At 50.1% G+C, this 21,810-nt stretch carries 37 protein-coding genes; 3 read left to right on the top strand and 34 right to left on the bottom strand.

Going from position 1 to position 21,810, the window contains the following annotated elements; all coding sequences use genetic code 11:
* Positions 1 to 45: 45 nt before the first annotated feature.
* The 28 genes from ACOMG9_RS02180 to ACOMG9_RS02045 form a co-directional block, all read right to left on the bottom strand.
* Positions 46 to 1,047, bottom strand: a complete 1,002-nt coding sequence (locus ACOMG9_RS02180; protein ID WP_422136694.1) for a DNA-directed RNA polymerase subunit alpha — start codon at positions 1,045 to 1,047, stop codon at positions 46 to 48.
* Positions 1,048 to 1,078: 31 nt separating this feature from the next.
* Positions 1,079 to 1,699: a 30S ribosomal protein S4 gene (gene rpsD, locus ACOMG9_RS02175; RefSeq protein ID WP_257254923.1), complete on the bottom strand. Its 621-nt coding sequence runs from the start codon at positions 1,697 to 1,699 to the stop codon at positions 1,079 to 1,081.
* A gap of 16 nt (positions 1,700 to 1,715) precedes the next feature.
* Positions 1,716 to 2,105, bottom strand: coding sequence for a 30S ribosomal protein S11 (rpsK, locus tag ACOMG9_RS02170; RefSeq protein WP_034841784.1), 390 nt, complete (start codon positions 2,103 to 2,105; stop codon positions 1,716 to 1,718).
* 52 nt (positions 2,106 to 2,157) lie between these two features.
* Positions 2,158 to 2,514 (bottom strand): 30S ribosomal protein S13, encoded by a 357-nt coding sequence (rpsM, locus tag ACOMG9_RS02165; RefSeq protein ID WP_422136693.1) that lies wholly within the window; start codon positions 2,512 to 2,514, stop codon positions 2,158 to 2,160.
* A 381-nt stretch (positions 2,515 to 2,895) separates the two neighbouring features.
* Positions 2,896 to 3,009: a 50S ribosomal protein L36 gene (gene rpmJ / locus ACOMG9_RS02160; protein WP_079253874.1), complete on the bottom strand. Its 114-nt coding sequence runs from the start codon at positions 3,007 to 3,009 to the stop codon at positions 2,896 to 2,898.
* 49 nt (positions 3,010 to 3,058) lie between these two features.
* Positions 3,059 to 4,384: a preprotein translocase subunit SecY gene (secY, locus tag ACOMG9_RS02155; protein WP_317143664.1), complete on the bottom strand. Its 1,326-nt coding sequence runs from the start codon at positions 4,382 to 4,384 to the stop codon at positions 3,059 to 3,061.
* On the bottom strand, positions 4,385 to 4,819 hold the full coding sequence (gene rplO / locus ACOMG9_RS02150) for a 50S ribosomal protein L15 (RefSeq protein WP_317143665.1): 435 nt from the start codon (positions 4,817 to 4,819) through the stop codon (positions 4,385 to 4,387).
* A gap of 1 nt (position 4,820) precedes the next feature.
* The gene (rpmD, locus tag ACOMG9_RS02145) at positions 4,821 to 5,003 is read right to left on the bottom strand and encodes a 50S ribosomal protein L30 (RefSeq protein ID WP_252177315.1); all 183 of its coding nucleotides are present in this window, start codon (positions 5,001 to 5,003) and stop codon (positions 4,821 to 4,823) included.
* 3 nt (positions 5,004 to 5,006) lie between these two features.
* Positions 5,007 to 5,519 carry a 30S ribosomal protein S5 gene (gene rpsE / locus ACOMG9_RS02140; RefSeq protein ID WP_252177316.1) on the bottom strand — a complete coding sequence of 171 codons (513 nt, stop codon included), beginning with the start codon at positions 5,517 to 5,519 and terminating at the stop codon, positions 5,007 to 5,009.
* Between the two features lie 11 nt (positions 5,520 to 5,530).
* Positions 5,531 to 5,881 carry a 50S ribosomal protein L18 gene (gene rplR / locus ACOMG9_RS02135; RefSeq protein ID WP_257253596.1) on the bottom strand — a complete coding sequence of 117 codons (351 nt, stop codon included), beginning with the start codon at positions 5,879 to 5,881 and terminating at the stop codon, positions 5,531 to 5,533.
* 12 nt (positions 5,882 to 5,893) lie between these two features.
* Positions 5,894 to 6,427 carry a 50S ribosomal protein L6 gene (gene rplF / locus ACOMG9_RS02130; protein ID WP_422136692.1) on the bottom strand — a complete coding sequence of 178 codons (534 nt, stop codon included), beginning with the start codon at positions 6,425 to 6,427 and terminating at the stop codon, positions 5,894 to 5,896.
* Between the two features lie 12 nt (positions 6,428 to 6,439).
* Positions 6,440 to 6,832 carry a 30S ribosomal protein S8 gene (gene rpsH / locus ACOMG9_RS02125; protein ID WP_422136691.1) on the bottom strand — a complete coding sequence of 131 codons (393 nt, stop codon included), beginning with the start codon at positions 6,830 to 6,832 and terminating at the stop codon, positions 6,440 to 6,442.
* Positions 6,833 to 6,861: 29 nt separating this feature from the next.
* On the bottom strand, positions 6,862 to 7,167 hold the full coding sequence (gene rpsN, locus ACOMG9_RS02120; RefSeq protein WP_422136690.1) for a 30S ribosomal protein S14: 306 nt from the start codon (positions 7,165 to 7,167) through the stop codon (positions 6,862 to 6,864).
* Positions 7,168 to 7,182: 15 nt separating this feature from the next.
* A complete protein-coding gene (rplE, locus tag ACOMG9_RS02115; protein WP_257253585.1) occupies positions 7,183 to 7,722 on the bottom strand; it encodes a 50S ribosomal protein L5 in 540 nt (179 codons plus the stop codon).
* Positions 7,723 to 7,733: 11 nt separating this feature from the next.
* The gene (rplX, locus tag ACOMG9_RS02110; protein WP_257253580.1) at positions 7,734 to 8,051 is read right to left on the bottom strand and encodes a 50S ribosomal protein L24; all 318 of its coding nucleotides are present in this window, start codon (positions 8,049 to 8,051) and stop codon (positions 7,734 to 7,736) included.
* A gap of 11 nt (positions 8,052 to 8,062) precedes the next feature.
* Positions 8,063 to 8,431 carry a 50S ribosomal protein L14 gene (gene rplN / locus ACOMG9_RS02105; protein ID WP_062268071.1) on the bottom strand — a complete coding sequence of 123 codons (369 nt, stop codon included), beginning with the start codon at positions 8,429 to 8,431 and terminating at the stop codon, positions 8,063 to 8,065.
* 104 nt (positions 8,432 to 8,535) lie between these two features.
* Positions 8,536 to 8,799, bottom strand: coding sequence for a 30S ribosomal protein S17 (gene rpsQ / locus ACOMG9_RS02100; protein ID WP_422136689.1), 264 nt, complete (start codon positions 8,797 to 8,799; stop codon positions 8,536 to 8,538).
* 2 nt (positions 8,800 to 8,801) lie between these two features.
* Positions 8,802 to 8,993 (bottom strand): 50S ribosomal protein L29, encoded by a 192-nt coding sequence (rpmC, locus tag ACOMG9_RS02095; RefSeq protein WP_252177324.1) that lies wholly within the window; start codon positions 8,991 to 8,993, stop codon positions 8,802 to 8,804.
* Positions 8,993 to 9,406 (bottom strand): 50S ribosomal protein L16, encoded by a 414-nt coding sequence (rplP, locus tag ACOMG9_RS02090; protein ID WP_034841748.1) that lies wholly within the window; start codon positions 9,404 to 9,406, stop codon positions 8,993 to 8,995. The genes rpmC and rplP overlap by 1 nt, the downstream gene beginning before the upstream one ends.
* Positions 9,407 to 9,417: 11 nt before the next feature.
* Positions 9,418 to 10,119, bottom strand: a complete 702-nt coding sequence (gene rpsC / locus ACOMG9_RS02085; protein WP_422136688.1) for a 30S ribosomal protein S3 — start codon at positions 10,117 to 10,119, stop codon at positions 9,418 to 9,420.
* Between the two features lie 11 nt (positions 10,120 to 10,130).
* Positions 10,131 to 10,466 (bottom strand): 50S ribosomal protein L22, encoded by a 336-nt coding sequence (gene rplV / locus ACOMG9_RS02080; protein ID WP_448215582.1) that lies wholly within the window; start codon positions 10,464 to 10,466, stop codon positions 10,131 to 10,133.
* Positions 10,467 to 10,477: 11 nt separating this feature from the next.
* On the bottom strand, positions 10,478 to 10,756 hold the full coding sequence (gene rpsS, locus ACOMG9_RS02075) for a 30S ribosomal protein S19 (RefSeq protein WP_252177327.1): 279 nt from the start codon (positions 10,754 to 10,756) through the stop codon (positions 10,478 to 10,480).
* Between the two features lie 21 nt (positions 10,757 to 10,777).
* Positions 10,778 to 11,605 carry a 50S ribosomal protein L2 gene (rplB, locus tag ACOMG9_RS02070; protein WP_252177328.1) on the bottom strand — a complete coding sequence of 276 codons (828 nt, stop codon included), beginning with the start codon at positions 11,603 to 11,605 and terminating at the stop codon, positions 10,778 to 10,780.
* A gap of 11 nt (positions 11,606 to 11,616) precedes the next feature.
* Positions 11,617 to 11,913: a 50S ribosomal protein L23 gene (rplW, locus tag ACOMG9_RS02065; RefSeq protein WP_422136686.1), complete on the bottom strand. Its 297-nt coding sequence runs from the start codon at positions 11,911 to 11,913 to the stop codon at positions 11,617 to 11,619.
* Positions 11,910 to 12,512, bottom strand: coding sequence for a 50S ribosomal protein L4 (rplD, locus tag ACOMG9_RS02060; RefSeq protein WP_252177330.1), 603 nt, complete (start codon positions 12,510 to 12,512; stop codon positions 11,910 to 11,912). Before rplD ends, rplW begins: the two co-directional genes overlap by 4 nt.
* A gap of 12 nt (positions 12,513 to 12,524) precedes the next feature.
* The gene (gene rplC, locus ACOMG9_RS02055; RefSeq protein ID WP_422136685.1) at positions 12,525 to 13,163 is read right to left on the bottom strand and encodes a 50S ribosomal protein L3; all 639 of its coding nucleotides are present in this window, start codon (positions 13,161 to 13,163) and stop codon (positions 12,525 to 12,527) included.
* A 101-nt stretch (positions 13,164 to 13,264) separates the two neighbouring features.
* Positions 13,265 to 13,579 carry a 30S ribosomal protein S10 gene (rpsJ, locus tag ACOMG9_RS02050; protein WP_034841731.1) on the bottom strand — a complete coding sequence of 105 codons (315 nt, stop codon included), beginning with the start codon at positions 13,577 to 13,579 and terminating at the stop codon, positions 13,265 to 13,267.
* A 550-nt stretch (positions 13,580 to 14,129) separates the two neighbouring features.
* Positions 14,130 to 14,666, bottom strand: a complete 537-nt coding sequence (locus tag ACOMG9_RS02045) for a hypothetical protein (RefSeq protein ID WP_448215581.1) — start codon at positions 14,664 to 14,666, stop codon at positions 14,130 to 14,132.
* A 207-nt stretch (positions 14,667 to 14,873) separates the two neighbouring features.
* Here ACOMG9_RS02045 and tnpA point away from each other — a divergent pair, with 207 nt between their 5' ends.
* The 3 genes from tnpA to tnpC are packed head-to-tail and all read left to right on the top strand — an operon-like array spanning position 14,874 to position 17,124.
* Positions 14,874 to 15,182, top strand: coding sequence for an IS66 family insertion sequence element accessory protein TnpA (gene tnpA, locus ACOMG9_RS02040; RefSeq protein WP_448215511.1), 309 nt, complete (start codon positions 14,874 to 14,876; stop codon positions 15,180 to 15,182).
* A gap of 2 nt (positions 15,183 to 15,184) precedes the next feature.
* Positions 15,185 to 15,568: an IS66 family insertion sequence element accessory protein TnpB gene (tnpB, locus tag ACOMG9_RS02035; protein ID WP_422452200.1), complete on the top strand. Its 384-nt coding sequence runs from the start codon at positions 15,185 to 15,187 to the stop codon at positions 15,566 to 15,568.
* A 5-nt stretch (positions 15,569 to 15,573) separates the two neighbouring features.
* A complete protein-coding gene (gene tnpC / locus ACOMG9_RS02030; RefSeq protein ID WP_448215580.1) occupies positions 15,574 to 17,124 on the top strand; it encodes an IS66 family transposase in 1,551 nt (516 codons plus the stop codon).
* Between the two features lie 243 nt (positions 17,125 to 17,367).
* On the opposite strand, the gene ACOMG9_RS02025 is transcribed toward tnpC, so the two are convergent.
* From ACOMG9_RS02025 to tuf, 6 genes are all read right to left on the bottom strand, one after another.
* Positions 17,368 to 17,904: a hypothetical protein gene (locus ACOMG9_RS02025; RefSeq protein ID WP_448215579.1), complete on the bottom strand. Its 537-nt coding sequence runs from the start codon at positions 17,902 to 17,904 to the stop codon at positions 17,368 to 17,370.
* 592 nt (positions 17,905 to 18,496) lie between these two features.
* Complete coding sequence (locus tag ACOMG9_RS02020) at positions 18,497 to 19,075, bottom strand: HD domain-containing protein (RefSeq protein ID WP_448215578.1); 579 nt, start codon at positions 19,073 to 19,075, stop codon at positions 18,497 to 18,499.
* Positions 19,076 to 19,097: 22 nt separating this feature from the next.
* Positions 19,098 to 19,415, bottom strand: a complete 318-nt coding sequence (locus tag ACOMG9_RS02015; protein WP_448215577.1) for a Fe(II)-2OG oxygenase family protein — start codon at positions 19,413 to 19,415, stop codon at positions 19,098 to 19,100.
* A 250-nt stretch (positions 19,416 to 19,665) separates the two neighbouring features.
* A complete protein-coding gene (locus ACOMG9_RS02010) occupies positions 19,666 to 19,956 on the bottom strand; it encodes a helix-turn-helix domain-containing protein (RefSeq protein WP_448215576.1) in 291 nt (96 codons plus the stop codon).
* On the bottom strand, positions 19,937 to 20,284 hold the full coding sequence (locus ACOMG9_RS02005; protein WP_448215575.1) for a type II toxin-antitoxin system RelE/ParE family toxin: 348 nt from the start codon (positions 20,282 to 20,284) through the stop codon (positions 19,937 to 19,939). The genes ACOMG9_RS02010 and ACOMG9_RS02005 overlap by 20 nt, the downstream gene beginning before the upstream one ends.
* 241 nt (positions 20,285 to 20,525) lie before the next feature.
* The gene (tuf, locus tag ACOMG9_RS02000) at positions 20,526 to 21,719 is read right to left on the bottom strand and encodes an elongation factor Tu (protein ID WP_257254328.1); all 1,194 of its coding nucleotides are present in this window, start codon (positions 21,717 to 21,719) and stop codon (positions 20,526 to 20,528) included.
* Between the last annotated feature and the right edge of the window lie 91 nt (positions 21,720 to 21,810).

The following is a 21,810-nucleotide window of genomic DNA, read 5'->3' as shown; positions in this document are numbered from 1 at the left end:
CCTTACACCCACTCTTTTGGAGTGAGTGAAAAAGCCAATGGCTGCTTAAGCAGAAATCTTGTCGTCGCCCTTCAGGCTGGCCGGTGGCCAGTTGTCGAGACGCATACCCAGGCTCAAACCACGAGAGGCCAGAACGTCCTTGATCTCGGTCAGGGACTTCTTACCCAGGTTCGGGGTCTTGAGCAGTTCAACCTCAGTGCGCTGAATCAGGTCACCGATGTAGTAGATGTTTTCTGCCTTCAGACAGTTAGCACTACGAACAGTCAGTTCGAGGTCATCCACAGGGCGCAGCAGGATAGGATCAACTTCATCCTCTTCCTTAACTGGCTCTGGCTCTGGCTCACCTTCCAGATCAACAAATACAGCCAGCTGCTGCTGCAGAATGGTTGCAGCACGACGGATGGCTTCATCCGGGTCCAGAGTACCGTCGGTTTCCAGATCAAGAACCAGCTTGTCCAGATCGGTACGCTGCTCGACACGAGCACTTTCAACGACATAGGAGACGCGGTAAACAGGGCTATAGGTGGCATCCAGTTGCAGACGGCCAATAGCACGGGTCTCATCTTCATCCTGATGACGGCTGTCAGCAGACTCATAACCGCGGCCACGAGCTATCCTCAGCTGCATGTTCAGGTCGCCTTTCTCATTCAGATTGGCGATCACATGATCCGGGTTAACGATTTCAACATCGTGGTCCAACTGGATATCCGCAGCAGTCACAGGGCCAGCACCTTTCTTGGTCAGACTCAGTGTTGCTTCGTCACGGCCGGTCATGCGAATGGCAAGACCTTTGAGGTTCAGCAGGATGTCAATAACATCTTCCTGAACACCTTCAATCGCACTGTATTCATGCTGTACGCCGTCAATCTCAACTTCTGTCACGGCACAGCCGGGCATGGAAGAGAGAAGGATACGACGCAGAGCATTGCCCAAGGTATGTCCAAAACCACGCTCAAGCGGTTCCAGAGTTACCTTAGCGCGCGTCAGGCTAATTTCCTCGACATCAATGTGTCTAGGAGTAAGAAATTCAGTAACCGAATTCTGCATGGATGTTACACCCCACCTAACTGTCTATCCCTTACTTGGAGTACAGCTCGACGATCAAGTTTTCGTTGATGTCAGCTGACAGGTCACTCCGCTCGGGCAGCACCTTGAAGGTACCTTCCTTTTTGCTGGCATCAACCTCAACCCAGGTAGAAAACCCACGCTGAGCGGCCAGTTCAAGGGCTGCGTTGATACGCAGCTGGTTTTTAGCCTTTTCGCGGATGGCGACAACATCGCCAGGCTGAACCTGGTAGGAAGGAATGTTTACAGTCTTTCCATTCACCAGGATGGCTTTGTGGCTTACCAGCTGACGTGCTTCGGCACGGGTGGAACCGAATCCCATGCGGTAAACTACATTATCAAGGCGAGACTCAAGCAGTTGCAAGAGGTTTGCACCCGTTGCACCTTTCTTGCGATCAGCGGCCTTGTAGTAGTTACGGAACTGCTTCTCCAGTACACCGTAGATACGACGAACTTTCTGCTTTTCACGAAGCTGTACACCGTAGTCAGAAAGACGGCCACGACGCTGACCGTGCTGACCTGGAGCAATTTCTGCTTTGCACTTTGACTCGAGTGCACGAACACCACTCTTCAGAAAGAGATCGGTGCCTTCACGACGAGACAGTTTGCACTTTGGACCAATATATCTAGCCATTTATACCGACTCCTGCTTATACACGACGCTTTTTAGGCGGACGACAACCGTTGTGGGGGATCGGAGTAACATCAGTGATGTTAGTGATCTTGTAGCCACAAGCGTTCAGTGCGCGTACAGCGGATTCGCGGCCAGGACCAGGTCCTTTCACGCAGACATCCAGATTCTTCAGACCGTATTCAGCGGCAGCCTGACCTGCACGCTCAGCAGCAACCTGGGCTGCAAACGGCGTGCTCTTACGAGAACCACGAAAACCGGAACCGCCGGCTGTGGCCCAGGCCAGAGCGTTGCCCTGACGATCGGTAATGGTCACGATAGTGTTGTTAAAAGAAGCGTGGATGTGAGCAACACCGTCAACAACCTGCTTTTTAACCTTCTTACGTGAACGAGTACCTGGCTTTGCCATATCAGAATAAATCCTGTTTCATAAGAACGGTATAACCATTCTTAATTGATACTTACTTACGAATAGGCTTGCGAGGACCCTTACGGGTGCGAGCATTCGTCTTGGAACGCTGACCACGAACCGGCAGACTGCGACGGTGGCGGATACCACGGTAGCAACCCAGGTCCATGAGGCGTTTGATGTTCATACTGATTTCACGACGCAGATCACCTTCAACGTCCAGCTTGGCGATTTCGCCACGCAAGGACTCAAGTTGCTCTTCGCTCAGATCAGCGATTTTGGCTTCTGGCTTAACGCCAGTGGTCTCACACAGCTTTTTAGCTGTGGTCTTGCCGATGCCGAATATGTAGGTCAACGAGATAACAGCGTGTTTGTTATCCGGAATGTTGACGCCAGCAATACGGGCCATTCAATCGTCTCCGTTTGTTTTCTCCGTGAGTTCATCCTTGCCTTTACAGACAGGGACATTTTGAGTTCACGGTTATTTTCGCCTGTAGACTTATCAACCAACTTTGCAGCCAGTCATGCGATGTTTATCTACTTCGCCATCTATAGACAGATAACACGGACCGGATCAGCACCTGAAGATACTGTCGGGAATGCTATAAAGCATGCCCTCCCAATCCATTGTTAGATGCTTACACAACTAACAGGTCGAAAAGCGGAAATTTTAATCCCACCAACGACAAAATACAACCGCTCATGATGCTCATGAACGGCTGTATTTATCTGTAGCCTTATGAGGTCAGGCCATAACGGCCTGGGACAACCCGAAAGACCTCATGCACAATCAACCTTGGCGTTGCTTGTGACGTGGCTCAACGCAGATGACACGAACAGTGCCCTTGCGCTTGATAATCTTGCAGTTACGGCAGATTTTCTTAACCGATGCACGTACTTTCATTATTCACTCCACCATTTCAGAGCTAGTGGCATTCGATGCAGAACCGGTGTTAGCGGATCAGGCCACCACCACCATAGCCCTTAAGATTGGATTTCTTCAGCAGTGACTCGTACTGATGTGACATCAGGTGTGACTGCACCTGAGCCATGGTATCCATGACGACCACTACTACGATCAGCAGACTGGTACCACCCAGATAGAAAGGCACGTTAGCCGAAACTACCAGGAACTGTGGCAGCAGACATACTGCTGTCATATAGATAGCGCCAAACATGGTCAAACGAGTCAGGACACCATCAATGTAACGGGCAGACTGCTCACCAGGACGAATACCCGGGATGAATGCCCCTGACTTCTTCAGGTTGTCTGCAACATCCTTCGGATTGAAGACCAGCGCAGTGTAGAAGAAGCAGAAAAAGATGATACCTGCAGAGAACAAGACTATGTTCAACGGCTGACCCGGACCCAGTGCCAGTGCGATATCCTGGAGCCATTCCCAGCCCTCGCCCTGACCAAACCATTGTGCAATGGATGCAGGGAAGAGCAGAAGGCTGGAAGCAAAAATGGCTGGAATAACACCAGCCATATTTACTTTCAGGGGCAAATGGCTGCTCTGTGCCGCAAACACTTTACGACCTTGCTGACGCTTGGCGTAATTGACAGTTATACGGCGCTGACCGCGTTCGATGAATACTACGAATGCAATAATTGCAATGGCCAGCAGAGCAATTGCGAGCAATGCCAGAATATTGATGTCACCCTGACGGGCGGACTCGAATGACCGCCCGATCGCACTGGGAAGGCCAGCGACAATACCTGCAAAGATCAGGATAGAGATGCCGTTACCAATCCCGCGTTCAGTCACCTGCTCACCCAGCCACATCATAAAGACGGCACCGGTTACGAAGGTGACTACAGCTACTACATAAAAGCTGATATCAGGATTGAACGCCACGCCCTGGTTAGCAAGACCTACGGTCATGCCAGTACCCTGGACGAACGCCAGCAACACTGTCAGGTAGCGGGTATACTGACTGATCTTGCGTCGACCCGATTCACCTTCCTTCTTGAGCTGTTCCAACTGGGGGCTGACCACGGTCATCAACTGAATGATGATGGACGCCGAAATGTAGGGCATGATTCCCAGTGCCAGCACCGACATACGCTCCAGTGCACCACCGGAGAACATGTTGAACAGGCCAAGAATGGTCCCTTCATTTTGTTGAAACATCCGAGCCAGGGCATCAGGGTTGATGCCAGGCACAGGAATATGAGCACCGATCCGATATACCAGGATCGCCAGAAATACGAACTTGAGGCGAGAAATTAACTCGCCCAAACCGCTTTGATTCCCAACAGGTAGTGTCTTAGCCATTTAGTCCTCGATCTTACCACCAGCAGCTTCGATCGCGGCGCGAGCGCCTTTGGTAGCTGCCAGACCTTTTAGTGTTACGGCCTTGTTCAGTTCGCCGGACAGTATCACTTTCGCTCGCAGGATGCTACCGTTGATGAGGTCTGCAGCCTTCAGAGCCGCCAGATCGATCACTTCGGATTCAACCTTGGCCAGCTCATGCAGACGAATTTCAGCAGTGAAACGCGCCTTGCGGGAAGTAAAACCATACTTGGGCAGACGGCGTTGCAGTGGCTGCTGGCCGCCTTCAAAACCTGGTCTTACAGAACCACCGGAACGTGACTTCTGACCTTTGTGACCACGACCACCAGTCTTACCCAGACCGGAACCGATACCACGGCCAACGCGCTTGCGCTCTTTACGACTGCCTTCGGCAGGACTCAGAGTATTCAGACGCATGTTATTCTCCTTCGACCTTAACGAGGTAAGATACCTTGTTGATCATGCCGCGAACGGAAGGAGTATCTTCCACTTCAACCGTGTGGTTGATGCGACGCAGACCCAGGCCACGGACGCAAGCCTTGTGGCTTTCGAGGCGACCGTTAGTGCTCTTTACGAGCGTCACTTTGATCTTCTCAGCCATGACTTACCCCAGAATGTCTTCAACAGACTTGCCACGCTTGGCAGCAATGTCATCAGGAGAACGCATGTCGCGCAGACCCTTGAAGGTTGCGTTAACAACGTTCACAGGGTTGGTGGAACCGTAGCACTTGGCCAGTACGTTGTGTACGCCAGCCACTTCCAGAACAGCACGCATTGCACCACCGGCAATAACACCGGTACCTGCAGAAGCAGGCTGCATGTAGACCTTGGAAGCACCGTGACGGGCTTTTACAGGGTACTGCAGGGTATCACCGTTCAGGTCTACCTGGATCATGTTGCGACGGGCAGCTTCCATAGCCTTCTGAATAGCGACAGGCACTTCACGCGCCTTGCCACGACCGAAGCCTACTTTACCTTTACCATCACCAACAACGGTCAGGGCTGTGAAACCGAAGATACGGCCACCTTTCACCACTTTGGCTACACGGTTAACCTGCACCAGTTTTTCGATCAGGCCTTCGTCATTGTTTTGCGGTTTACGCTCATCTTTCGCCATGATGCCTACCCTCAGAATTCCAGACCGGCTTCACGGGCTGCATCGGCGAGAGCCTTAACACGACCGTGATACTTAAAACCGGAGCGGTCGAAAGCGACCTTGGCAACACCAGCAGCTTTAGCTCGCTCAGCAATCAGAGCGCCCACTTTTTTAGCAGCTTCAACGTTACCGGTAGCTTCGCCACGCAGCTCCTTCTCAACGGTGGAGGCAGAGGCCAGCACCTTGTCACCCTCAGGGGCAACCACCTGCGCATAGATATGACGCGGTGTGCGATGAACGCTCAGACGGTTAGCGCCCAATTCACGCATCTTCATCCGTGCACGTCGGGCACGACGCAGGCGAGCAGAATTTTTATCAATCATGATCACCTTACCTTACTTTTTCTTGGCTTCTTTACGACGAACGTGTTCGTCGGCGTAGCGGACACCCTTGCCTTTGTATGGCTCTGGGCGACGGAATTCGCGGATTTCCGCTGCAACCTGTCCAACCAGCTGCTTGTCGATACCCTTGATCAGGATCTCTGTCTGGCTTGGAGTTTCCGCAGTGACGCCTTCCGGCAAACTGTAGTCAACCGGATGAGAGAAGCCAAGGTTCAGATTCAGGCTCTTGCCCTTGGCCTGCGCACGATAACCTACACCCACCAGCTGCAGTTTCTTTTCGAAACCAGCGGTCACACCGGTCACCATGTTGTTAACCAGCGCACGGGTAGTACCAGCCAATGCACGAGAGTGCTTGGCACCGTCACGGGCTTCGAAAGTCAGGACGTTTTCTTCCTGCTTTACTTCAACGTTGGAGTGAATGCTCAGCTCCAGTTGACCTTTACCACCCTTGATGGAGATGTGCTGACCATTCAACTTGATCTCAACACCGGCAGGGACTTCTACAGGGCTTTTTGCTACTCGAGACATCTGACCCCTCCCTTAGAATACGGTGCAAAGAATTTCGCCACCAACACCGGCTGCACGGGCAGCACGATCGGTCATTACACCTTTGTTGGTAGAAACAATGGCAATACCAAGACCGCCTTTCACTTTGGGCAGACCTTCTTTGCCTGCGTAAGAACGAAGACCCGGACGGCTAGCGCGCTTCAGGTTTTCAATAACAGGTTTGCCTTCATAGTATTTCAGGTCGATGATCAGAGTTTTCTGAACTTCGCCTTCTACACGTGCATCGGTTATATAACCTTCTTCCTTCAGTACTTTGGCTACAGCAGCCTTTACCTTGGAAGATGGCATTTCGACAGATGCATGTTCTGCCATTTGGGCATTACGGATACGAGTTAGCATATCTGCTAACGGGTCCTGCATACTCATTATCTATCTCTCCAGAAGATCAATCGCGCTTACCAGCTGGCCTTAACCAGACCTGGAACATCACCACGCATGGCCGCTTCACGCAGCTTGATGCGGCTCAGGCCGAATTTACGCAGGTAGCCGTGAGGCCGACCTGTTACACGACAGCGATTACGCAGACGAGATGAGCTGGCATCACGTGGCTGCTTCTGCAGTGCTACCTGAGCGTCCCACTTCTCATCTTCTGAGCTGTCAGGACTGATGATGATCGCTTTCAGCGCAGCGCGCTTCTCTGCATACTTGGCAACGGTGCGCTGACGCTTCAACTCCCGCTGCTTCATGGATACTTTTGCCATGGGCTCGTACCTTAATCAGTTACGGAACGGGAAGTTGAAGGCTTTCAGCAGTGCACGGCCTTCGTCGTCAGTCTTGGCTGTGGTAGTCAGGGTAATATCCAGACCACGCAGAGCGTCGACTTTATCGTAATCGATTTCCGGGAAAATGATCTGCTCTTTGACACCCATGCTGTAGTTGCCACGGCCGTCGAAAGACTTCGGGCTGATACCACGGAAGTCACGAACACGAGGCAGAGCAATGTCAACCAGACGCTCCAGGAATTCGTACATACGTTCGTCACGCAGGGTCACTTTAACACCGATTGGCCAGCCTTCACGAACCTTGAAGCCTGCAACGGATTTACGTGCCTTGGTAACGACTGCTTTCTGACCGGCGATTTTCTCCATGTCAGCAACAGCGTTTTCGATGACTTTCTTGTCACCGATCGCCTCACCCACACCCATGTTCAGGGTGATTTTAGTGATACGAGGAACTTCGTGAACGTTGCTCACGCCCAGCTCTTCTCTGAGCTTGGGCAGGATCTCTTCACGATATTTAGTCTTGAAGTTTGCCATTATGCCACCCCTTACGCGTCAACCGGTTGACCGGTAGACTTGAACACGCGCTGTTTCTTGCCATCTTCAGAGATAGCAATGCCAACACGGTCAGCCTTGTCGGTTTCTGTGTTCAGGATTGCAACGTTGGAAGCCTGAATTGGAGCTTCTTTTTCAACGATGCCACCAGGGGTGCCCAGTGTGGGGTTAGGCTTCTGATGCTTCTTGATCATGTTGATACCAGAAACAATCAGTTTGCCATCGGCACGAACGGTCTGCACTTTGCCGCGCTTACCTTTGTCCTTGCCAGCAATGACGATTACTTCGTCGTCACGACGGATCTTTTTCATTTCCTGCTCCCTTACAGTACTTCTGGTGCCAGGGAAATGATCTTCATAAACTGCTCACCACGCAGTTCACGAGTCACTGGCCCAAAGATACGGGTACCGATTGGCTGATTGCTTGCGTTCAGCAGAACGGCAGCATTGCCATCGAAGCGGATTACGGAACCGTCTGGACGACGAACGCCTTTTTTGGTACGCACAACAACGGCATTCATCACCTGGCCTTTTTTGACCTTACCGCGTGGAATCGCTTCCTTAACGGTGACTTTGATGATGTCGCCAATGTGGGCGTAGCGGCGGTGGGATCCACCCAACACCTTGATACACTGTACTCGACGAGCGCCGGAGTTATCGGCTACTTCGAGTTGAGATTCTGTCTGGATCATGCTTATTCTCCAAGCCCAAACTGCAGACGGGTACCCGCCGGTCGTTGTACAACTGGCCGACCACAAGGCCAGCCACTTCCACTCAGACCCAGGGCACCGTGGCCTTATATTTGAGTAGCACGCTCATCAATGGAAACCAGTTCAAATGTCTTGGACTTAGACAAAGGACGTGTTTGCTTGATTGTGACAATGTCGCCCATACGGCAATCATTGTTTTCGTCGTGAGCGTGCAACTTGGTGGACCGCTTAACGATCTTACCGTAGAGCGGATGTTTAACACGGCGCTCAATAAGAACGGTGACGGTCTTGTCCATCTTGTCACTCACAACCTTACCGGTCAGAGTACGGACTTTCTTGTCTTCAGCCATTGTTAAATACCTGCCTTCTCATTCAACGCCGTCTTAATACGGGCGATGTCGCGTCGGGTCTGCTTCAGCAGATGAGTCTGACTCAGCTGACCCGTCGCTTTCTGCATGCGGTAGTTAAACTGGTCCCGCAGCAGTGTGACCAGCTCTTCGTTGAGCTGTTCAACCGTTTTTTCACGCAATTCAGCAGCTTTCATCACATCACGCTCCGCTTAACGAAGGCAGTTTCCACTGGCAGCTTGGCTGCAGCCAGGGCAAATGCCTCGCGAGCCAGCTCTTCGGACACACCTTCCATTTCGTACAGGACACGACCCGGCTGGATCTGTGCTACCCAGTACTCGACACTACCCTTACCTTTACCCATACGAACCTCGAGAGGTTTCTTGGAGATCGGCTTGTCAGGGAAGACGCGAATCCAGATTTTACCACCACGCTTGATGTGACGGGTCATGGCACGACGTGCTGCTTCGATCTGACGAGCAGTTATGCGTCCACGGCCTGTTGCTTTCAATGCGTATTCACCGAAGCTAACAGTGGAGCCGCGGTGTGCCAGGCCGCGATTGCGACCCTTTTGCTGCTTACGAAATTTCGTACGCTTTGGCTGTAACATTACCGCGCTCCTTACTTCTTAGCCTGTCTCTTCTTAGGACGTTTGGCTGGCTCTTTAGGCTGCTTTTCAGCTTCAGCTGCCATTCCGCCAATCACTTCGCCTTTGAAGATCCATACTTTAACGCCCAGGATACCGTAGGTAGTCAGGGCTTCATAAGTTGCGTAATCGATGTCTGCACGCAGAGTGTGCAGAGGTACGCGACCCTCACGGTACCATTCGGTACGGGCAATCTCGGCGCCGCCGAGACGACCACTGATTTGCACCTTGATGCCCTTCGCGCCCAGACGCATAGCATTCTGTACAGAACGCTTCATGGCACGACGGAACATTACACGACGCTCCAGCTGACCAGCGATGGACTGTGCAACCAGCATTGCGTCCAGTTCGGGCTTGCGAACTTCTTCAATGTTGATGTGAACAGGTACGCCCATCATATTGGTAACAGCCTGGCGCAGCTTCTCAACGTCTTCGCCTTTTTTACCAATTACGATGCCTGGACGGGCAGTATAGATGGTAACGCGAGCGCTCTGAGCAGGACGCTGGATGTCGATGCGGCTTACGGAAGCATTTTTCAGCTTCTTCTGCAGGAAATCACGAACTTCCAGATCTGTAATCAGCTTGTCAGCGTATTGCTGACCTTCAGCAAACCATACAGATCTGTGGGGCTTTACGATGCCCAGTCGGATCCCATTTGGATGTACTTTCTGACCCATGTGATCGCTCCTTAGACCTCTGCAACCTTAACCGTGATATGGCAAGACCGCTTAAGAATGCGATCAGCACGGCCCTTGGCACGTGGACGAATGCGCTTCATGGTCATACCTTCGTCAACGAAGATAGCAGACACTGTCAGCTCATCGATATCCATGCCTTCGTTGTGCTCTGCGTTAGCAATCGCAGATTCCAACACTTTCTTGACCAGCTCTGCAGCCTTTTTAGGGCTGAATGCCAGCAGGTCCAGGGCTTCACCAACAGCTTTGCCTCGGATCTGGTCAGCAACCAGGCGCGCTTTCTGGGCGGAAATGCGAGCGCCTTTATGTATAGCAGCTACTTCTTTCATTTCTTACCCTCTTAGCGCTTCTTGGCCTTTTTGTCTGCAGCGTGACCGCGGTAGGTGCGGGTAGCAGCAAACTCGCCCAGCTTGAGGCCTACCATGTCTTCGCTAACGAAAACAGGCACATGCTGGCGACCGTTATGAACGGCGATAGTCAGACCCACCATGTTTGGCAGGATCATTGAGCGGCGTGACCAGGTCTTGATCGGACGCTTGTTGCCGCTTTCAACCGCATCTTCGACTTTCTTCAGCAGGTGAAGGTCGATAAATGGGCCTTTCTTCAAAGAACGTGGCACTGTCGTATCCTCTCTCTAGGCTTACTTCGCGCTGCGACGACGTACGATCATCTTATCCGTACGCTTGTTGGAACGAGTCTTACGACCCTTGGTCGGAACACCCCATGGTGTCACTGGGTGACGACCACCGGAGGTACGACCTTCACCACCACCGTGTGGGTGATCAACCGGGTTCATGGCAACACCACGAACGGTCGGACGCACGCCTCTCCAACGCTTGGCACCCGCCTTACCCAGAGAGCGCAGATTGTGCTCGCTGTTAGAGGCTTCACCCAGAGTTGCACGACAGTCAGCCAGTACTTTACGCATTTCACCGGAACGCAGACGCAGGGTTACGTAAGCACCATCACGCGCTACGACCTGAGCGGAAGTACCGGCACTGCGCATCATCTGCGCACCTTTACCTGGCTTGAGCTCAACACAGTGAACTACAGAACCCTGCGGAATATTACGCAGAGGCAGTGTGTTGCCTGGCTTGATAGGAGCATCAACACCAGAGTAAAGCTCGTCACCGGCTTTCACACCTTTAGGTGCGATAATGTAACGACGCTCACCGTCCATGTACTTCAGCAGGGCGATATGAGCGGTACGATTTGGATCGTATTCCAGACGCTCAACGATAGCCGGGATGCCATCCTTGTTGCGACGAAAGTCTACGATACGGTAGTGCTGCTTGTGACCACCACCACGATGACGGGTAGTGATGCGACCAGCGTTGTTACGACCACCAGACTTGCTCTTCTTTTCCACCAGAGGCGCGTGTGGGCGACCCTTGTGAAGGTCAGGGTTTACAACCTTGACAACAAAGCGACGACCCGGAGAAGTCGGCTTGCACTTAATTACGGCCATCCTGTAACTCCTTATTCCGCGTCGGCAAAGTCAATCTCTTGACCCTGCGCCAGACTGACGTACGCTTTTTTCCAGTCTGAGCGCTTGCCCATACCGAAACGAGTACGTTTGGTCTTACCTTTAACAACCACTGTACGAACAGCATCAACGCTGACTTCGAACAGTTGCTCTACCGCTTTTTTGATTTCAAGCTTGGTTGCGTCCTTGGCTACCTTGAAGACGTACTGGCCATGCTCTTCAGCCACCACTGTCGCCTTCTCGGAAATGTGCGGACCAAGCAGAACTTTATAAATACGTTCCTGGTTCATCCCAGCATCTCCTCGAATTTCTTGATGGCTGCTACAGTCATCACGACTTTCTCATGAGCGATCAGGCTGACAGGGTCAACGCCTTGTACGTCACGTGTATCCACATGGGGAATGTTGCGAGTCGCCAGATACAGGTTCTGATCTACTTCATCAGAAACAATCAGCCCCCTCTCGACATTCAGCTCCTTCAGTCTGGCTACCATCAGTTTGGTCTTTGGCGTTTCGGCACCAAGGCTTTCAACTACCACCAGACGTTCCTGACGAACCAGCTCAGACAAGATAGAACGCAGAGCACCACGATACATTTTCTTGTTCAGCTTTTGAGCGTGATCCTGTGGTTTAGCAGCAAAAGATTTACCGCCCCCGCGCCACAGTGGGCTACGGATTGTACCGGCGCGTGCACGGCCAGTACCTTTTTGACGCCAGGGTTTACGTCCACCGCCGCTTACTTCGCTGCGGGTTTTCTGAGCACGGGTACCTTGACGAGCACCGGCCATGAAAGCAACGACAGTCTGGTGAACCAGGCTTTCGTTGAATTCAGTACCGAAGGTCACGTCAGAGACTTGAACCGTACCAGCACCTGTTACATTCAATTCCATCGTCTAATCCCCTCAGGCGCGCGCTTTAACTGCAGCTTTAACGATAACGTCAGCACCAGTAGCACCAGGCACTGCACCCTTTACCAGCAGCAGGTTACGTTCAGCATCAACGCGAACGATTTCCAGGGACTGAACAGTCACTTTCTCAGCACCCATATGCCCAGCCATCTTCTTACCCTTGAAGACACGACCCGGGGTCTGACACTGACCGATGGAACCAGGAGCACGGTGAGACAGAGAGTTACCGTGTGTAGCGTCCTGCATATGGAAGTTCCAACGCTTTACGCCACCCTGGAAGCCCTTACCTTTGGACTGACCAGTTACGTCTACTTTCTGACCCTGCTCGAACAGGTCAACTCCGATCAACTGACCCAGCTCGTAAGAAGCAGAATCGTCAACACGGAATTCCCAAAGACCATGACCAGCCTCTACCTTTGCTTTCGCAAAGTGGCCAGCCTCTGGCTTGCGAACACGGCTGCTTTTTTTAGTACCCGTAGTCACCTGAACTGCGCTGTAACCATCAACATCCAGGCTTTTAACCTGAGTGATGCGGTTAGGGTCAACCTCAATTACAGTGACTGGTACAGAAGCACCGTCTTCTGTGAAGATACGGGTCATACCGCACTTCTTACCGACTAATCCAATAGTCATTTCAACCTCTCTCGTGTACGGGGCTTTCACCCACTATGGCCGCTCATTCCAGAGCGTTACACAAAAGTTTTGTGCACACTGAATGGCTGCCCGTGCCGCTATTAACCGAGACTGATTTGCACTTCAACGCCAGCTGCCAGGTCTAGCTTCATCAGTGCGTCAACGGTCTTTTCGGTGGGCTCAATAATGTCGAGAAGACGTTTATGAGTACGAATCTCATACTGATCACGCGCATCTTTGTTTACGTGTGGAGAGATCAGAACCGTGAAACGTTCTTTTCGGGTTGGCAGAGGGATTGGACCACGCACCTGAGCACCAGTTCGCTTCGCAGTATCAACAATTTCCTGCGTGGACTGGTCAATCAGACGATGATCAAAAGCCTTCAAACGAATGCGAATCTGCTGAGCTTGACTCATCTTGTTGTAACCATCTATCAATAAAGAACTAAGTCCGGTGAACAATGCCACCCAGACAAAAGAGGACGCGGAATTCTACTAAGCACAAAACTTAAAGTCAACACAAGTGCCGGACGAAAAATAATTCGACACTTGTTTCAGCCACCGCACGCGTAGTTAAGACGGCATGATAACCTAATAAAACGAGTAATGAGATAAGGAAAACTGCTAAGGAGTGTTGAGCAAGTTTCCCACCTGGCCTTTACGATCACGCTAAAAATATGTACGACAGCACTAAAGTGCTAAGGCTATATCGGACGTTAGAACTTAACTTGGCTAGCTGTCCAGTTGACCGGCACCTACTATTCTGCTCTCTGGAAGTGTCAGGCTCATATTTTTATTGATTGCTTTGGATCCTCGGTTCAACCCATCAGCGTTTCGGAATCAGGCTAAAACAAAACTGCTTTAGCTTAAGTGCATCCAGTAAAAGAAAACTGGAAAAACGGCGGATAAAAAAAATCACTGCGGTGGTCACAGTGATTTTTGGTTTATGGTTCAGATCACATCAGGTTTATGCCTTTGATGTTGAAGCTTCCCCCTCATAATAGGCCACAACCCTGTCAGCAAGCTTTGACCGTTCAAAGCCATTGTCATTCGTTGCCTCCAGAACCACATTGTAAACCTTTGCGATCACATAGGGGGTAAAGTAGGCTGTCACGCTTAATCCTATGAAAGATCCAACAGCTGAGCCAGCAACGCCCCCAACAAATAGACCTTCTGGCCCTGCTATCGCCCCAAGCCCGGCACCAATGCTACCCAAAGTGAAAGCCCCAACGGAAGCGGCAGTCGGCATTTTGTATAACACTGATGCAACGCCCATCGCGATCGCTGATAATGCGGCCAGAGCTCGATTGGTTTTTCTGGCTTGCAATGGCTGACCCTCATATCCCTTACCCCCTAAAGGCATATGTGAGCCCTCATTAGACGGTGCAGCGACAGCTACTTTTTTACCAGAAAGACTTGCTTCATTTTTTTCTGTTAAAGTGGCTTGAAATGGCGCTTGATACTGCCCCGCTACATCAGAATAATCGATTGTACCTAAATGCATATACACCTCCATTTGTACAGATTTATGAGTATTTATTCCGTAATAGTTCTTTCCTCAATGAACTTGTACTGAATGATATTGATCTATAACAATCTACTCAATTACACAAATGTTAGAATTAATGTAACCGCTCATTTGAGGACGTCTTCAAAAATCACAACCTGACTGCCAGCCTTTCCCCTGCAAACAACGCAGGAGATACCTAACGTGAAGCAACTGACAAAACCCTTTACCCGTCTCAACCCTGAGCAGTGGCAACAGATCATTGATCAGCAAATAGCCAGTGGCTTGAGCCAGAAAGCTTTTTGCCAAACTCAAAACATAAGCCTGGCAACATTCACAAACTGGAAACGCAAACTCAGGAATTACAACAACACTGACTCCTTTGATATCGCTCAGGCTTCTGCCCCGGAATGGGTTGAAGTCCCAAACGGGCTGACTGAGCCTCCAGCCAGCTTAAACTGGCAGTTGGAACTTGAGCTGCCCGGTGGCGTTATTCTTCGTATGCGTCGCTGATCATGTTTTTTCCAGAATCTCAGGTTCGGATCTGGCTCTACAACCGGCCCACCGACATGCGTAAATCCTACGACGGCCTGTCTGCCCTGGTGAGAAACAAACTTGAAGAAGACCCACTCAGCGGCCAGCTGTTTGTCTTCATCAACCGCAAACAAACCCAGTGCAAGGTGCTGTATTTTGATCGCAGTGGATACTGTATCTGGAGCAAACGACTGGAACAGGGTCAGTTTCATACTCATGCAGGCAAATCCATCAAGCAAACAATGGCGTGGACAGATCTGAAGCTCATCCTTGAAGGCATTGATACCCGCTGCGTTCAGCAATATAAACGCTACAAACATCAACCGTCCCGTTACACAAAAGGAGAGTCAAAGGTCTATCTTTAACCGCCATGAAATTACCTGTTTCGACCCCCGGCACCACTGACCAGGACCTGCTCCAGCAGATCCTGGTCTTGCTGTCGGAGCGTGATCAGGAAATAGCTTCTCTTAAACATCAGCTGGCCTGGTTTAAACAACAGCTATTTGGTGAAAAATCCGAAAAGCGCCTGATTGAGAATCCGGACCAGCTGGCGCTGGGAGAAATCCTTCAGGACAAGCCTGAAGAGCAGGAAACTCCCACAGAAACCATCACTTACGAACGGCGGAAAAAGAATCGCCCTGAAGACTGTGTGACCGATCAGGGACTGCGCTTTACTGAAGATGTACCGATTGAACTCATCCCGATGCCTGCTGCAGAAATGAAGGGTGAAGACGCAGACCAGTACGAAATCATTGACTACAAGTACACCTATCGGCTGGCGCAGCGCCCTGCCAGCTATGTCATCCTGAAATATCAGCGCGAAGTCGTTCGCCATAAGCCCAGCCAGACGCTAACAACGGTAGCCGCACCATCAGGATTATTTGATCGCAGCTTTGCCGATGTCAGCTTTATCGCAGGTCTGCTGGTAGAGAAGTACCGCTTTCACGCACCGCTTTACCGCCAGCATCAGAAACTTGAGTCCAGTGGTATTACCATCAGCCGTGGAACCCTGACACATCTTGAGCAGCGTGCCGGGCACTTACTCAAACCCATCGCTGACGAAGTGCTCAACAGCTGTCTGGAAAGTCGTGTCCTCACTCTGGATGAAACGCCCGGAAAAGCGGGCCGTAAAAGCAAGGGCAAGATGCAAAGAGGCTACTTCTGGTGTTTTTACGGAGACCAGAATGAGATAGCTTTTACCTTCTCCACCAATCGTTCTGGCAGGGTCGTAGAACCTTATCTGAAAGAGTATAAGGGGGTCTTGCTGACCGATGGTTATTCGGAATACGACCGCCTGTGCATGAAATATCCCAAAATCATCCATGCCCAGTGCTGGACACATAGCAGGAGGTACTTCGTCAAGTCACAAGAGGTCGAGCCAGAAGCCGCAAAAGAGGCGCTGGACTGCATAGGTGCGATCTATCAAGTCGAAGACGAAATCCGCAAAGCTGGGCTGCAAGGCGAAGCAAAGCAGGAATACCGCCAACAGAATGCCAAGCCACTGGTTGATCAGTTCTTTAACTGGCATAAAGAACAACTTCGTCGCCTGAATCTGGTGAAAAGCAACCCATTGAGCAAGGCTCTTGGCTACGTGAACAAACGGGAAAAAGAGCTACGGCTTTATCTGGATAATCCGGATGTCGCCATTGATACGAATCACCTGGAGCGAAGTCTCAGGTGTATCCCGATGGGGAGAAAGAACTGGCTTTTTTGCTGGACAGAAGAAGGGGCAGTCAATGTAGCCGTGTTTCAGACGTTAATCGTCAGTTGTCTTCTTGCAGGCATTGATCCATACAAGTACTTCGTCGATGTGCTTCAGCGCATCAGTTACCATCCGGCTCGAGATATCCGGGAGCTAATCCCACGAATCTGGAAAGAGAAATTCGGGGCCAATCCGTTAAAATCCGATCTCGATAAGTAGGGGGAGTCTATACCCTGCTTGAACGCTTACGAATTAATAACATCTCAAGGGTGCAATATGGAATCCAGCAAGATTCCTTTGCAGTCTGGGTTCAACCCATCAGTGTTTCGGAATCAGACTAAAACTAATCTGCTTCAGTTAATTGAGTGTGCCCGACAAAAGAAAACTGGAAAAACGGCAGACAAAAAAAATCACTGCGGTGATCACAGTGATTTTTGGTTTATGGTTTAGGTCGCATCAGGCTTATGCCTTTGATGTTGAAGCTTCCCCCTCATAATAAGCCACAACCCTGTCAGCAAGCTTTGATCGTTCAAAGCCATTGCCATTCGTTACATCCAGGACCGCATTGTAAACCTTTGCCATCAAATAGGGGGTAAAGTAGGCTGTAACGCTTAATCCTATAAAAGATCCAACAGTGACACCAGCAACAGCACCAGCAAACAGACCTTGTGGCCCCGCTAACGCTCCAACCGCCGCACCAATGGAACCCGCTGTGAAAGCCCCAACGGACGTGGCGGTTGGCATAACGTATAACACTGATGCAACGCCCAGCGCGAGCGCTGACAATGCGGCCAGAGCACGATTGGTTTTTCTGGCTTGCAATGGCTGACCCTCATATCCCTTATCCCCTACAGGCACATGAGAACCCTCATTAAAGGGTGCTACGATAGCTACTTTTTTACCAGAAAGACTTGCTTCATTTTTGTCTGTTAAAGTGGCTTGATATGGCGCTTGATACTGACCCGCTACATCAGAATAATCGATTTTATCTAAATGCATATTACACCTCCATTTGTATAGATTTATGAGTATTTATTCTGTAATAGTTCTTTCCTCAATGAACTTGTACTGAATCATATTGATCTATAGCAATCTACTCAATTACATAAATGTTAGGATTACTAACATCTTAAGGGTGCAATATGGAATTAGGCTGAAACAAAACCGCTTTAGTTAATAAAGAGTACCAAGTAAAAGAGAATCAGAAGAATGAGGCAAAAAAAGCAACCGTTAAAGCCAAGAGCATTCACCCCAACTTGTCGAGATCGAATTTTAACGGACTCAACTCGAATTTCTCTTTCCAAAATCACGGGATCAGCTCTCGAATATCTCGAGCTGATTGAAAACTGATGCGCTGAAGCACATCGATGAAGTACTGAGATGAATCTATACCTGCAAGAAGAAAACTGACAATTACGTCTAGAACACAGTGACATTATCCCCTTCCCTCTTCTATCCAGCAAAAAAACCAGTTCTTTCTCCCCGCTGGTACACAGCGAAGGCTACACGCCAGATGTTTGGCCTTCCGTTGGCGGTATTCCTTTTTTCTTCACCTTGCAGCTCGGCTTTACGAATTTCGTCTTCGACTTTATTATACGGTCAATGTGTTATCGGGAGCAGGCATCTCAGTCATCATCAAACACTCTTCAGTCAGCTTCAGGTAGTAATCCAGATCAGGATGCTCCAGCTCGGCTTGCTTGCCCATATCATCATAAACCCGAACTCGCATAGCTTCCTTGTAATAAGGCTCCGCTTCAAAAGCCGCAACTTCCTGATCGCTCATCAAACCACCTTGTATTGCAAGAGACTCCCGCGAAGCCTCGGTAAGTTTGTCGTAATAGGCAGGCTTAAGTGTGCACATGTATCGCTTCGCCTGAACATGAAGACGAATACAATCTGTGACCAGTGTTGGCAGATAACCTTTCAAACAACGCTCACCAATATCTTCATGAAAACCATCAATGCCATGATCGGAAATATCTTCCGGGAGACCATGCAACAAATGACCAATATCATGAAGGAAAGCAGCAACGACTACTTCCTTTGAGCTGCCACTCTGTTCAGCGTAAAAGGCTGACTGCAACATATGATTGGTCATTGAGATATGCTCACCATAAGCAACATGACCATTCTCGATATATTGTGTGCGGATAAAGTCAATAACTCTCATTTCAATAATCTTTTCTTCTGGATCAATTCATTCGCTTAAGTTCACTGCGTAGGGAATCAATATCCGCATAGGCCCCCTGAAGATGTCGTTTACCCCGGGCTGGCATTGGCAGGCGCATCGGCTGGACCGAACGGTTGTTAATACGAATACCGATGATTTCACCCTCGCAGCCCAACTCAATCACCGGGCCAGTGCTCGACAAACTGGCGCTATCACTACTGAAGTTGTATTGCAGGGTGGTTGTCGAAAGCAGAGCGAAGTATTCAGGATGCTGCTGTCTAAGCAACTGTGCCGCATAAAAACCATCCGCCAGAGCCAGACCAGTCATCCATTTTTTCATAAGGTCATCTCCAAATAGAATCGACCTGAACCAACGACATATACTGGCATCACCTTACTCCGGCTATGTTTCAACCAAATGAAACCTTTTTATCCATGCCTTAGTTATTGCTCTCGGGGCTGGAAAAGCGCAAGAAAGGAAGATCACAAGGAATACCTGCGACTGAAGACGGCAAAAAACCAAATAAATGGACACTTGAAAACCAGTTGGCTGTCATTATTAAAACGGCAGCATTAAATCAAGGGAAGTGTCACACAGGAGAAAAAGTGATGTTGAGCTTATGCCCGGTGGCTTCCGCATATTTTTTCAACATACCCAGACTCGGGAGCGTTTTACTGTTGGCACTCTCAAGTCGGCAGATACTGGTTTTCTGTGTACCTATTGCCTGGGCAATATCCTCTTGGGTCATTCCTGCTTCCTGCCGCATTCGAATCAGTTCACGACGGAGTGCAAAGAACTCTGCTTTTTCTTCCATCGCAGCTTGAACATCTTCGCGCTCAAGCGCCTTCTTGCGAAATGCTTTATAACTTAAGTTTGCCATGCTGCACCTCCTTCATCCGCTTATATCCAAGATCTAAGTCTCTTTTAGATGTTTTTTGAGTTTTTTTCTGAAACACATGCAAAATAACAACATGGTTTCCTTTCACACTGCAAAAAAGACCCCTGCCTATTCCTTCAGGCCCATTAGCCCTAAGTTCATATAACCCACGCCCCATTGGTTTGGTATGAGGTTCACCAAGGTTTGGACCGTGAACTTCAACCTGATCAAGAAGATCAATGAAATCAGCCAGTATCCCGGCTGGCAGCTTGCCCATGTCCTTGGCGACTCGATCACTGTAGAAATGGATGTGCCAAGTTAATTTTTTCATAAAGTGAGGTTAGCAATATTGTTAACCTTGTCAAGTTCAGCCATTGACAGGACCGGTCGGCAAAATCGAGATAAACTAGAGTCCGGGTTGAACGTTTTCTTCGAACAGGTGGGTCATGGTTTCGAAATTCGTTGAGATGGTTTTCATCTATCCACCAGGAAAGCCAGCGGCTTAAAGACAAAAAAACCCCGGAGAAATCCGGGGTTTTTATAGGGTGATCTAGATTACCAGCGATTCAATATCACTCGATGATCTTGGCAACAACACCAGCACCTACAGTACGACCACCTTCACGGATAGCGAAGCGCAGACCGTCTTCCATCGCTACTGGAGCGATCAGGGTAGCTACGAAGTTAATGTTGTCACCAGGCATTACCATTTCAACGCCTTCTGGCAGTTCTACAGCACCGGTCACGTCAGTGGTACGGAAGTAAAACTGAGGACGGTAGCCCTTGAAGAATGGAGTGTGACGACCACCTTCGTCCTTGGACAGAATGTAAACTTCTGCTTCGAACTTGGTGTGAGGCGTTACAGTTCCTGGCTTGATCAGACACTGACCACGCTCAACTTCTTCACGCTTGGTACCACGCAGCAGCGCACCAATGTTCTCACCTGCACGACCTTCGTCCAGCAGCTTACGGAACATTTCAACACCGGTAACAGTAGTCTTGGTAGTCTCTTTGATACCAATGATTTCTACTTCTTCACCAACAGTGATGATACCACGCTCAACACGGCCAGTTACTACGGTACCACGACCAGCGATGGAGAATACGTCCTCGATAGGCATCAGGAACGGCTGATCGATAGCACGCTCTGGCTCAGGGATGTACTCGTCCAGGGTTTCAACCAGCTTCTTAACAGCGGAAGTACCCATTTCGTTGTCGTCTTTACCTTCCAGAGCCATCAGGGCAGAACCAGTGATGATTGGCGTGTCGTCACCCGGGAACTCGTAAGTGTCCAGCAGTTCACGAACTTCCATTTCAACCAGTTCCAGCAGCTCTTCGTCGTCTACCATGTCAGCTTTGTTCAGGAATACCACGATGTAAGGTACGCCAACCTGACGAGACAGCAGGATGTGCTCACGAGTCTGAGGCATGGGGCCGTCAGCAGCGGAACATACCAGAATAGCGCCGTCCATCTGGGCAGCACCGGTGATCATGTTCTTAACGTAGTCGGCGTGTCCTGGGCAGTCTACGTGAGCGTAGTGACGGCTAGGAGAGTCGTACTCTACGTGAGCAGTAGAGATGGTGATACCACGCTCACGCTCTTCAGGAGCGTTATCGATCTGAGAGAAGTCTTTAGCTTCGCCACCCCATACTTCTGCACATACGCGAGTCAGTGCAGCCGTCAGAGTAGTTTTACCGTGGTCAACGTGACCGATGGTGCCGACGTTTACGTGCGGCTTCGAACGTTCAAATTTTTCCTTAGCCATTTCTCTTGACCCTTAGATAAATATCAATGGTTCGGGGTAGTGATTGCAGCATTCTAACAGCCCTTTATGCCTGTTAGAACACCGCAGATAC

Source organism: Endozoicomonas sp. PH6C, from assembly GCF_059322965.1.
This window is presented reverse-complemented; position numbering and strand designations above follow the sequence as displayed.

Bases quoted from the DNA above. Each gene is read 5' to 3' on its own strand.
- rplC (WP_422136685.1), bottom strand. From the start codon at position 13,163: ATGACTATTGGATTAGTCGGTAAGAAGTGCGGTATGACCCGTATCTTC.
- ACOMG9_RS02025 (WP_448215579.1), bottom strand. From the start codon at position 17,904: ATGCATTTAGATAAAATCGATTATTCTGATGTAGCGGGTCAGTATCAA.
- rplR (WP_257253596.1), bottom strand. From the start codon at position 5,881: ATGATTGATAAAAATTCTGCTCGCCTGCGTCGTGCCCGACGTGCACGG.
- rplO (WP_317143665.1), bottom strand. From the start codon at position 4,819: ATGCGTCTGAATACTCTGAGTCCTGCCGAAGGCAGTCGTAAAGAGCGC.
- ACOMG9_RS02180 (WP_422136694.1), bottom strand. From the start codon at position 1,047: ATGCAGAATTCGGTTACTGAATTTCTTACTCCTAGACACATTGATGTC.
- ACOMG9_RS02010 (WP_448215576.1), bottom strand. From the start codon at position 19,956: ATGGCAAACTTAAGTTATAAAGCATTTCGCAAGAAGGCGCTTGAGCGC.
- rpsE (WP_252177316.1), bottom strand. From the start codon at position 5,519: ATGGCGAAAGATGAGCGTAAACCGCAAAACAATGACGAAGGCCTGATC.
- rpsD (WP_257254923.1), bottom strand. From the start codon at position 1,699: ATGGCTAGATATATTGGTCCAAAGTGCAAACTGTCTCGTCGTGAAGGC.
- rpsC (WP_422136688.1), bottom strand. From the start codon at position 10,119: ATGGGTCAGAAAGTACATCCAAATGGGATCCGACTGGGCATCGTAAAG.
- ACOMG9_RS02015 (WP_448215577.1), bottom strand. From the start codon at position 19,415: ATGAAAAAATGGATGACTGGTCTGGCTCTGGCGGATGGTTTTTATGCG.
- rplP (WP_034841748.1), bottom strand. From the start codon at position 9,406: ATGTTACAGCCAAAGCGTACGAAATTTCGTAAGCAGCAAAAGGGTCGC.
- tnpB (WP_422452200.1), top strand. From the start codon at position 15,185: ATGTTTTTTCCAGAATCTCAGGTTCGGATCTGGCTCTACAACCGGCCC.
- ACOMG9_RS02005 (WP_448215575.1), bottom strand. From the start codon at position 20,284: ATGAAAAAATTAACTTGGCACATCCATTTCTACAGTGATCGAGTCGCC.
- rpmC (WP_252177324.1), bottom strand. From the start codon at position 8,993: ATGAAAGCTGCTGAATTGCGTGAAAAAACGGTTGAACAGCTCAACGAA.
- rplV (WP_448215582.1), bottom strand. From the start codon at position 10,466: ATGAAAGAAGTAGCTGCTATACATAAAGGCGCTCGCATTTCCGCCCAG.
- tnpC (WP_448215580.1), top strand. From the start codon at position 15,574: ATGAAATTACCTGTTTCGACCCCCGGCACCACTGACCAGGACCTGCTC.
- rplB (WP_252177328.1), bottom strand. From the start codon at position 11,605: ATGGCCGTAATTAAGTGCAAGCCGACTTCTCCGGGTCGTCGCTTTGTT.
- rpsJ (WP_034841731.1), bottom strand. From the start codon at position 13,579: ATGAGTCAAGCTCAGCAGATTCGCATTCGTTTGAAGGCTTTTGATCAT.
- rplD (WP_252177330.1), bottom strand. From the start codon at position 12,512: ATGGAATTGAATGTAACAGGTGCTGGTACGGTTCAAGTCTCTGACGTG.
- rpsH (WP_422136691.1), bottom strand. From the start codon at position 6,832: ATGAGTATGCAGGACCCGTTAGCAGATATGCTAACTCGTATCCGTAAT.
- rpmD (WP_252177315.1), bottom strand. From the start codon at position 5,003: ATGGCTGAGAAGATCAAAGTGACGCTCGTAAAGAGCACTAACGGTCGC.
- rplE (WP_257253585.1), bottom strand. From the start codon at position 7,722: ATGGCAAACTTCAAGACTAAATATCGTGAAGAGATCCTGCCCAAGCTC.
- rplN (WP_062268071.1), bottom strand. From the start codon at position 8,431: ATGATCCAGACAGAATCTCAACTCGAAGTAGCCGATAACTCCGGCGCT.
- rplF (WP_422136692.1), bottom strand. From the start codon at position 6,427: ATGTCTCGAGTAGCAAAAAGCCCTGTAGAAGTCCCTGCCGGTGTTGAG.
- rpsM (WP_422136693.1), bottom strand. From the start codon at position 2,514: ATGGCCCGTATTGCTGGCGTCAACATTCCGGATAACAAACACGCTGTT.
- ACOMG9_RS02045 (WP_448215581.1), bottom strand. From the start codon at position 14,666: ATGCATTTAGGTACAATCGATTATTCTGATGTAGCGGGGCAGTATCAA.
- ACOMG9_RS02020 (WP_448215578.1), bottom strand. From the start codon at position 19,075: ATGAGAGTTATTGACTTTATCCGCACACAATATATCGAGAATGGTCAT.
- secY (WP_317143664.1), bottom strand. From the start codon at position 4,384: ATGGCTAAGACACTACCTGTTGGGAATCAAAGCGGTTTGGGCGAGTTA.
- rpmJ (WP_079253874.1), bottom strand. From the start codon at position 3,009: ATGAAAGTACGTGCATCGGTTAAGAAAATCTGCCGTAACTGCAAGATT.
- rplX (WP_257253580.1), bottom strand. From the start codon at position 8,051: ATGAAAAAGATCCGTCGTGACGACGAAGTAATCGTCATTGCTGGCAAG.
- rpsK (WP_034841784.1), bottom strand. From the start codon at position 2,105: ATGGCAAAGCCAGGTACTCGTTCACGTAAGAAGGTTAAAAAGCAGGTT.
- rpsQ (WP_422136689.1), bottom strand. From the start codon at position 8,799: ATGGCTGAAGACAAGAAAGTCCGTACTCTGACCGGTAAGGTTGTGAGT.
- tuf (WP_257254328.1), bottom strand. From the start codon at position 21,719: ATGGCTAAGGAAAAATTTGAACGTTCGAAGCCGCACGTAAACGTCGGC.
- rplW (WP_422136686.1), bottom strand. From the start codon at position 11,913: ATGAACCAGGAACGTATTTATAAAGTTCTGCTTGGTCCGCACATTTCC.
- rpsN (WP_422136690.1), bottom strand. From the start codon at position 7,167: ATGGCAAAAGTATCCATGAAGCAGCGGGAGTTGAAGCGTCAGCGCACC.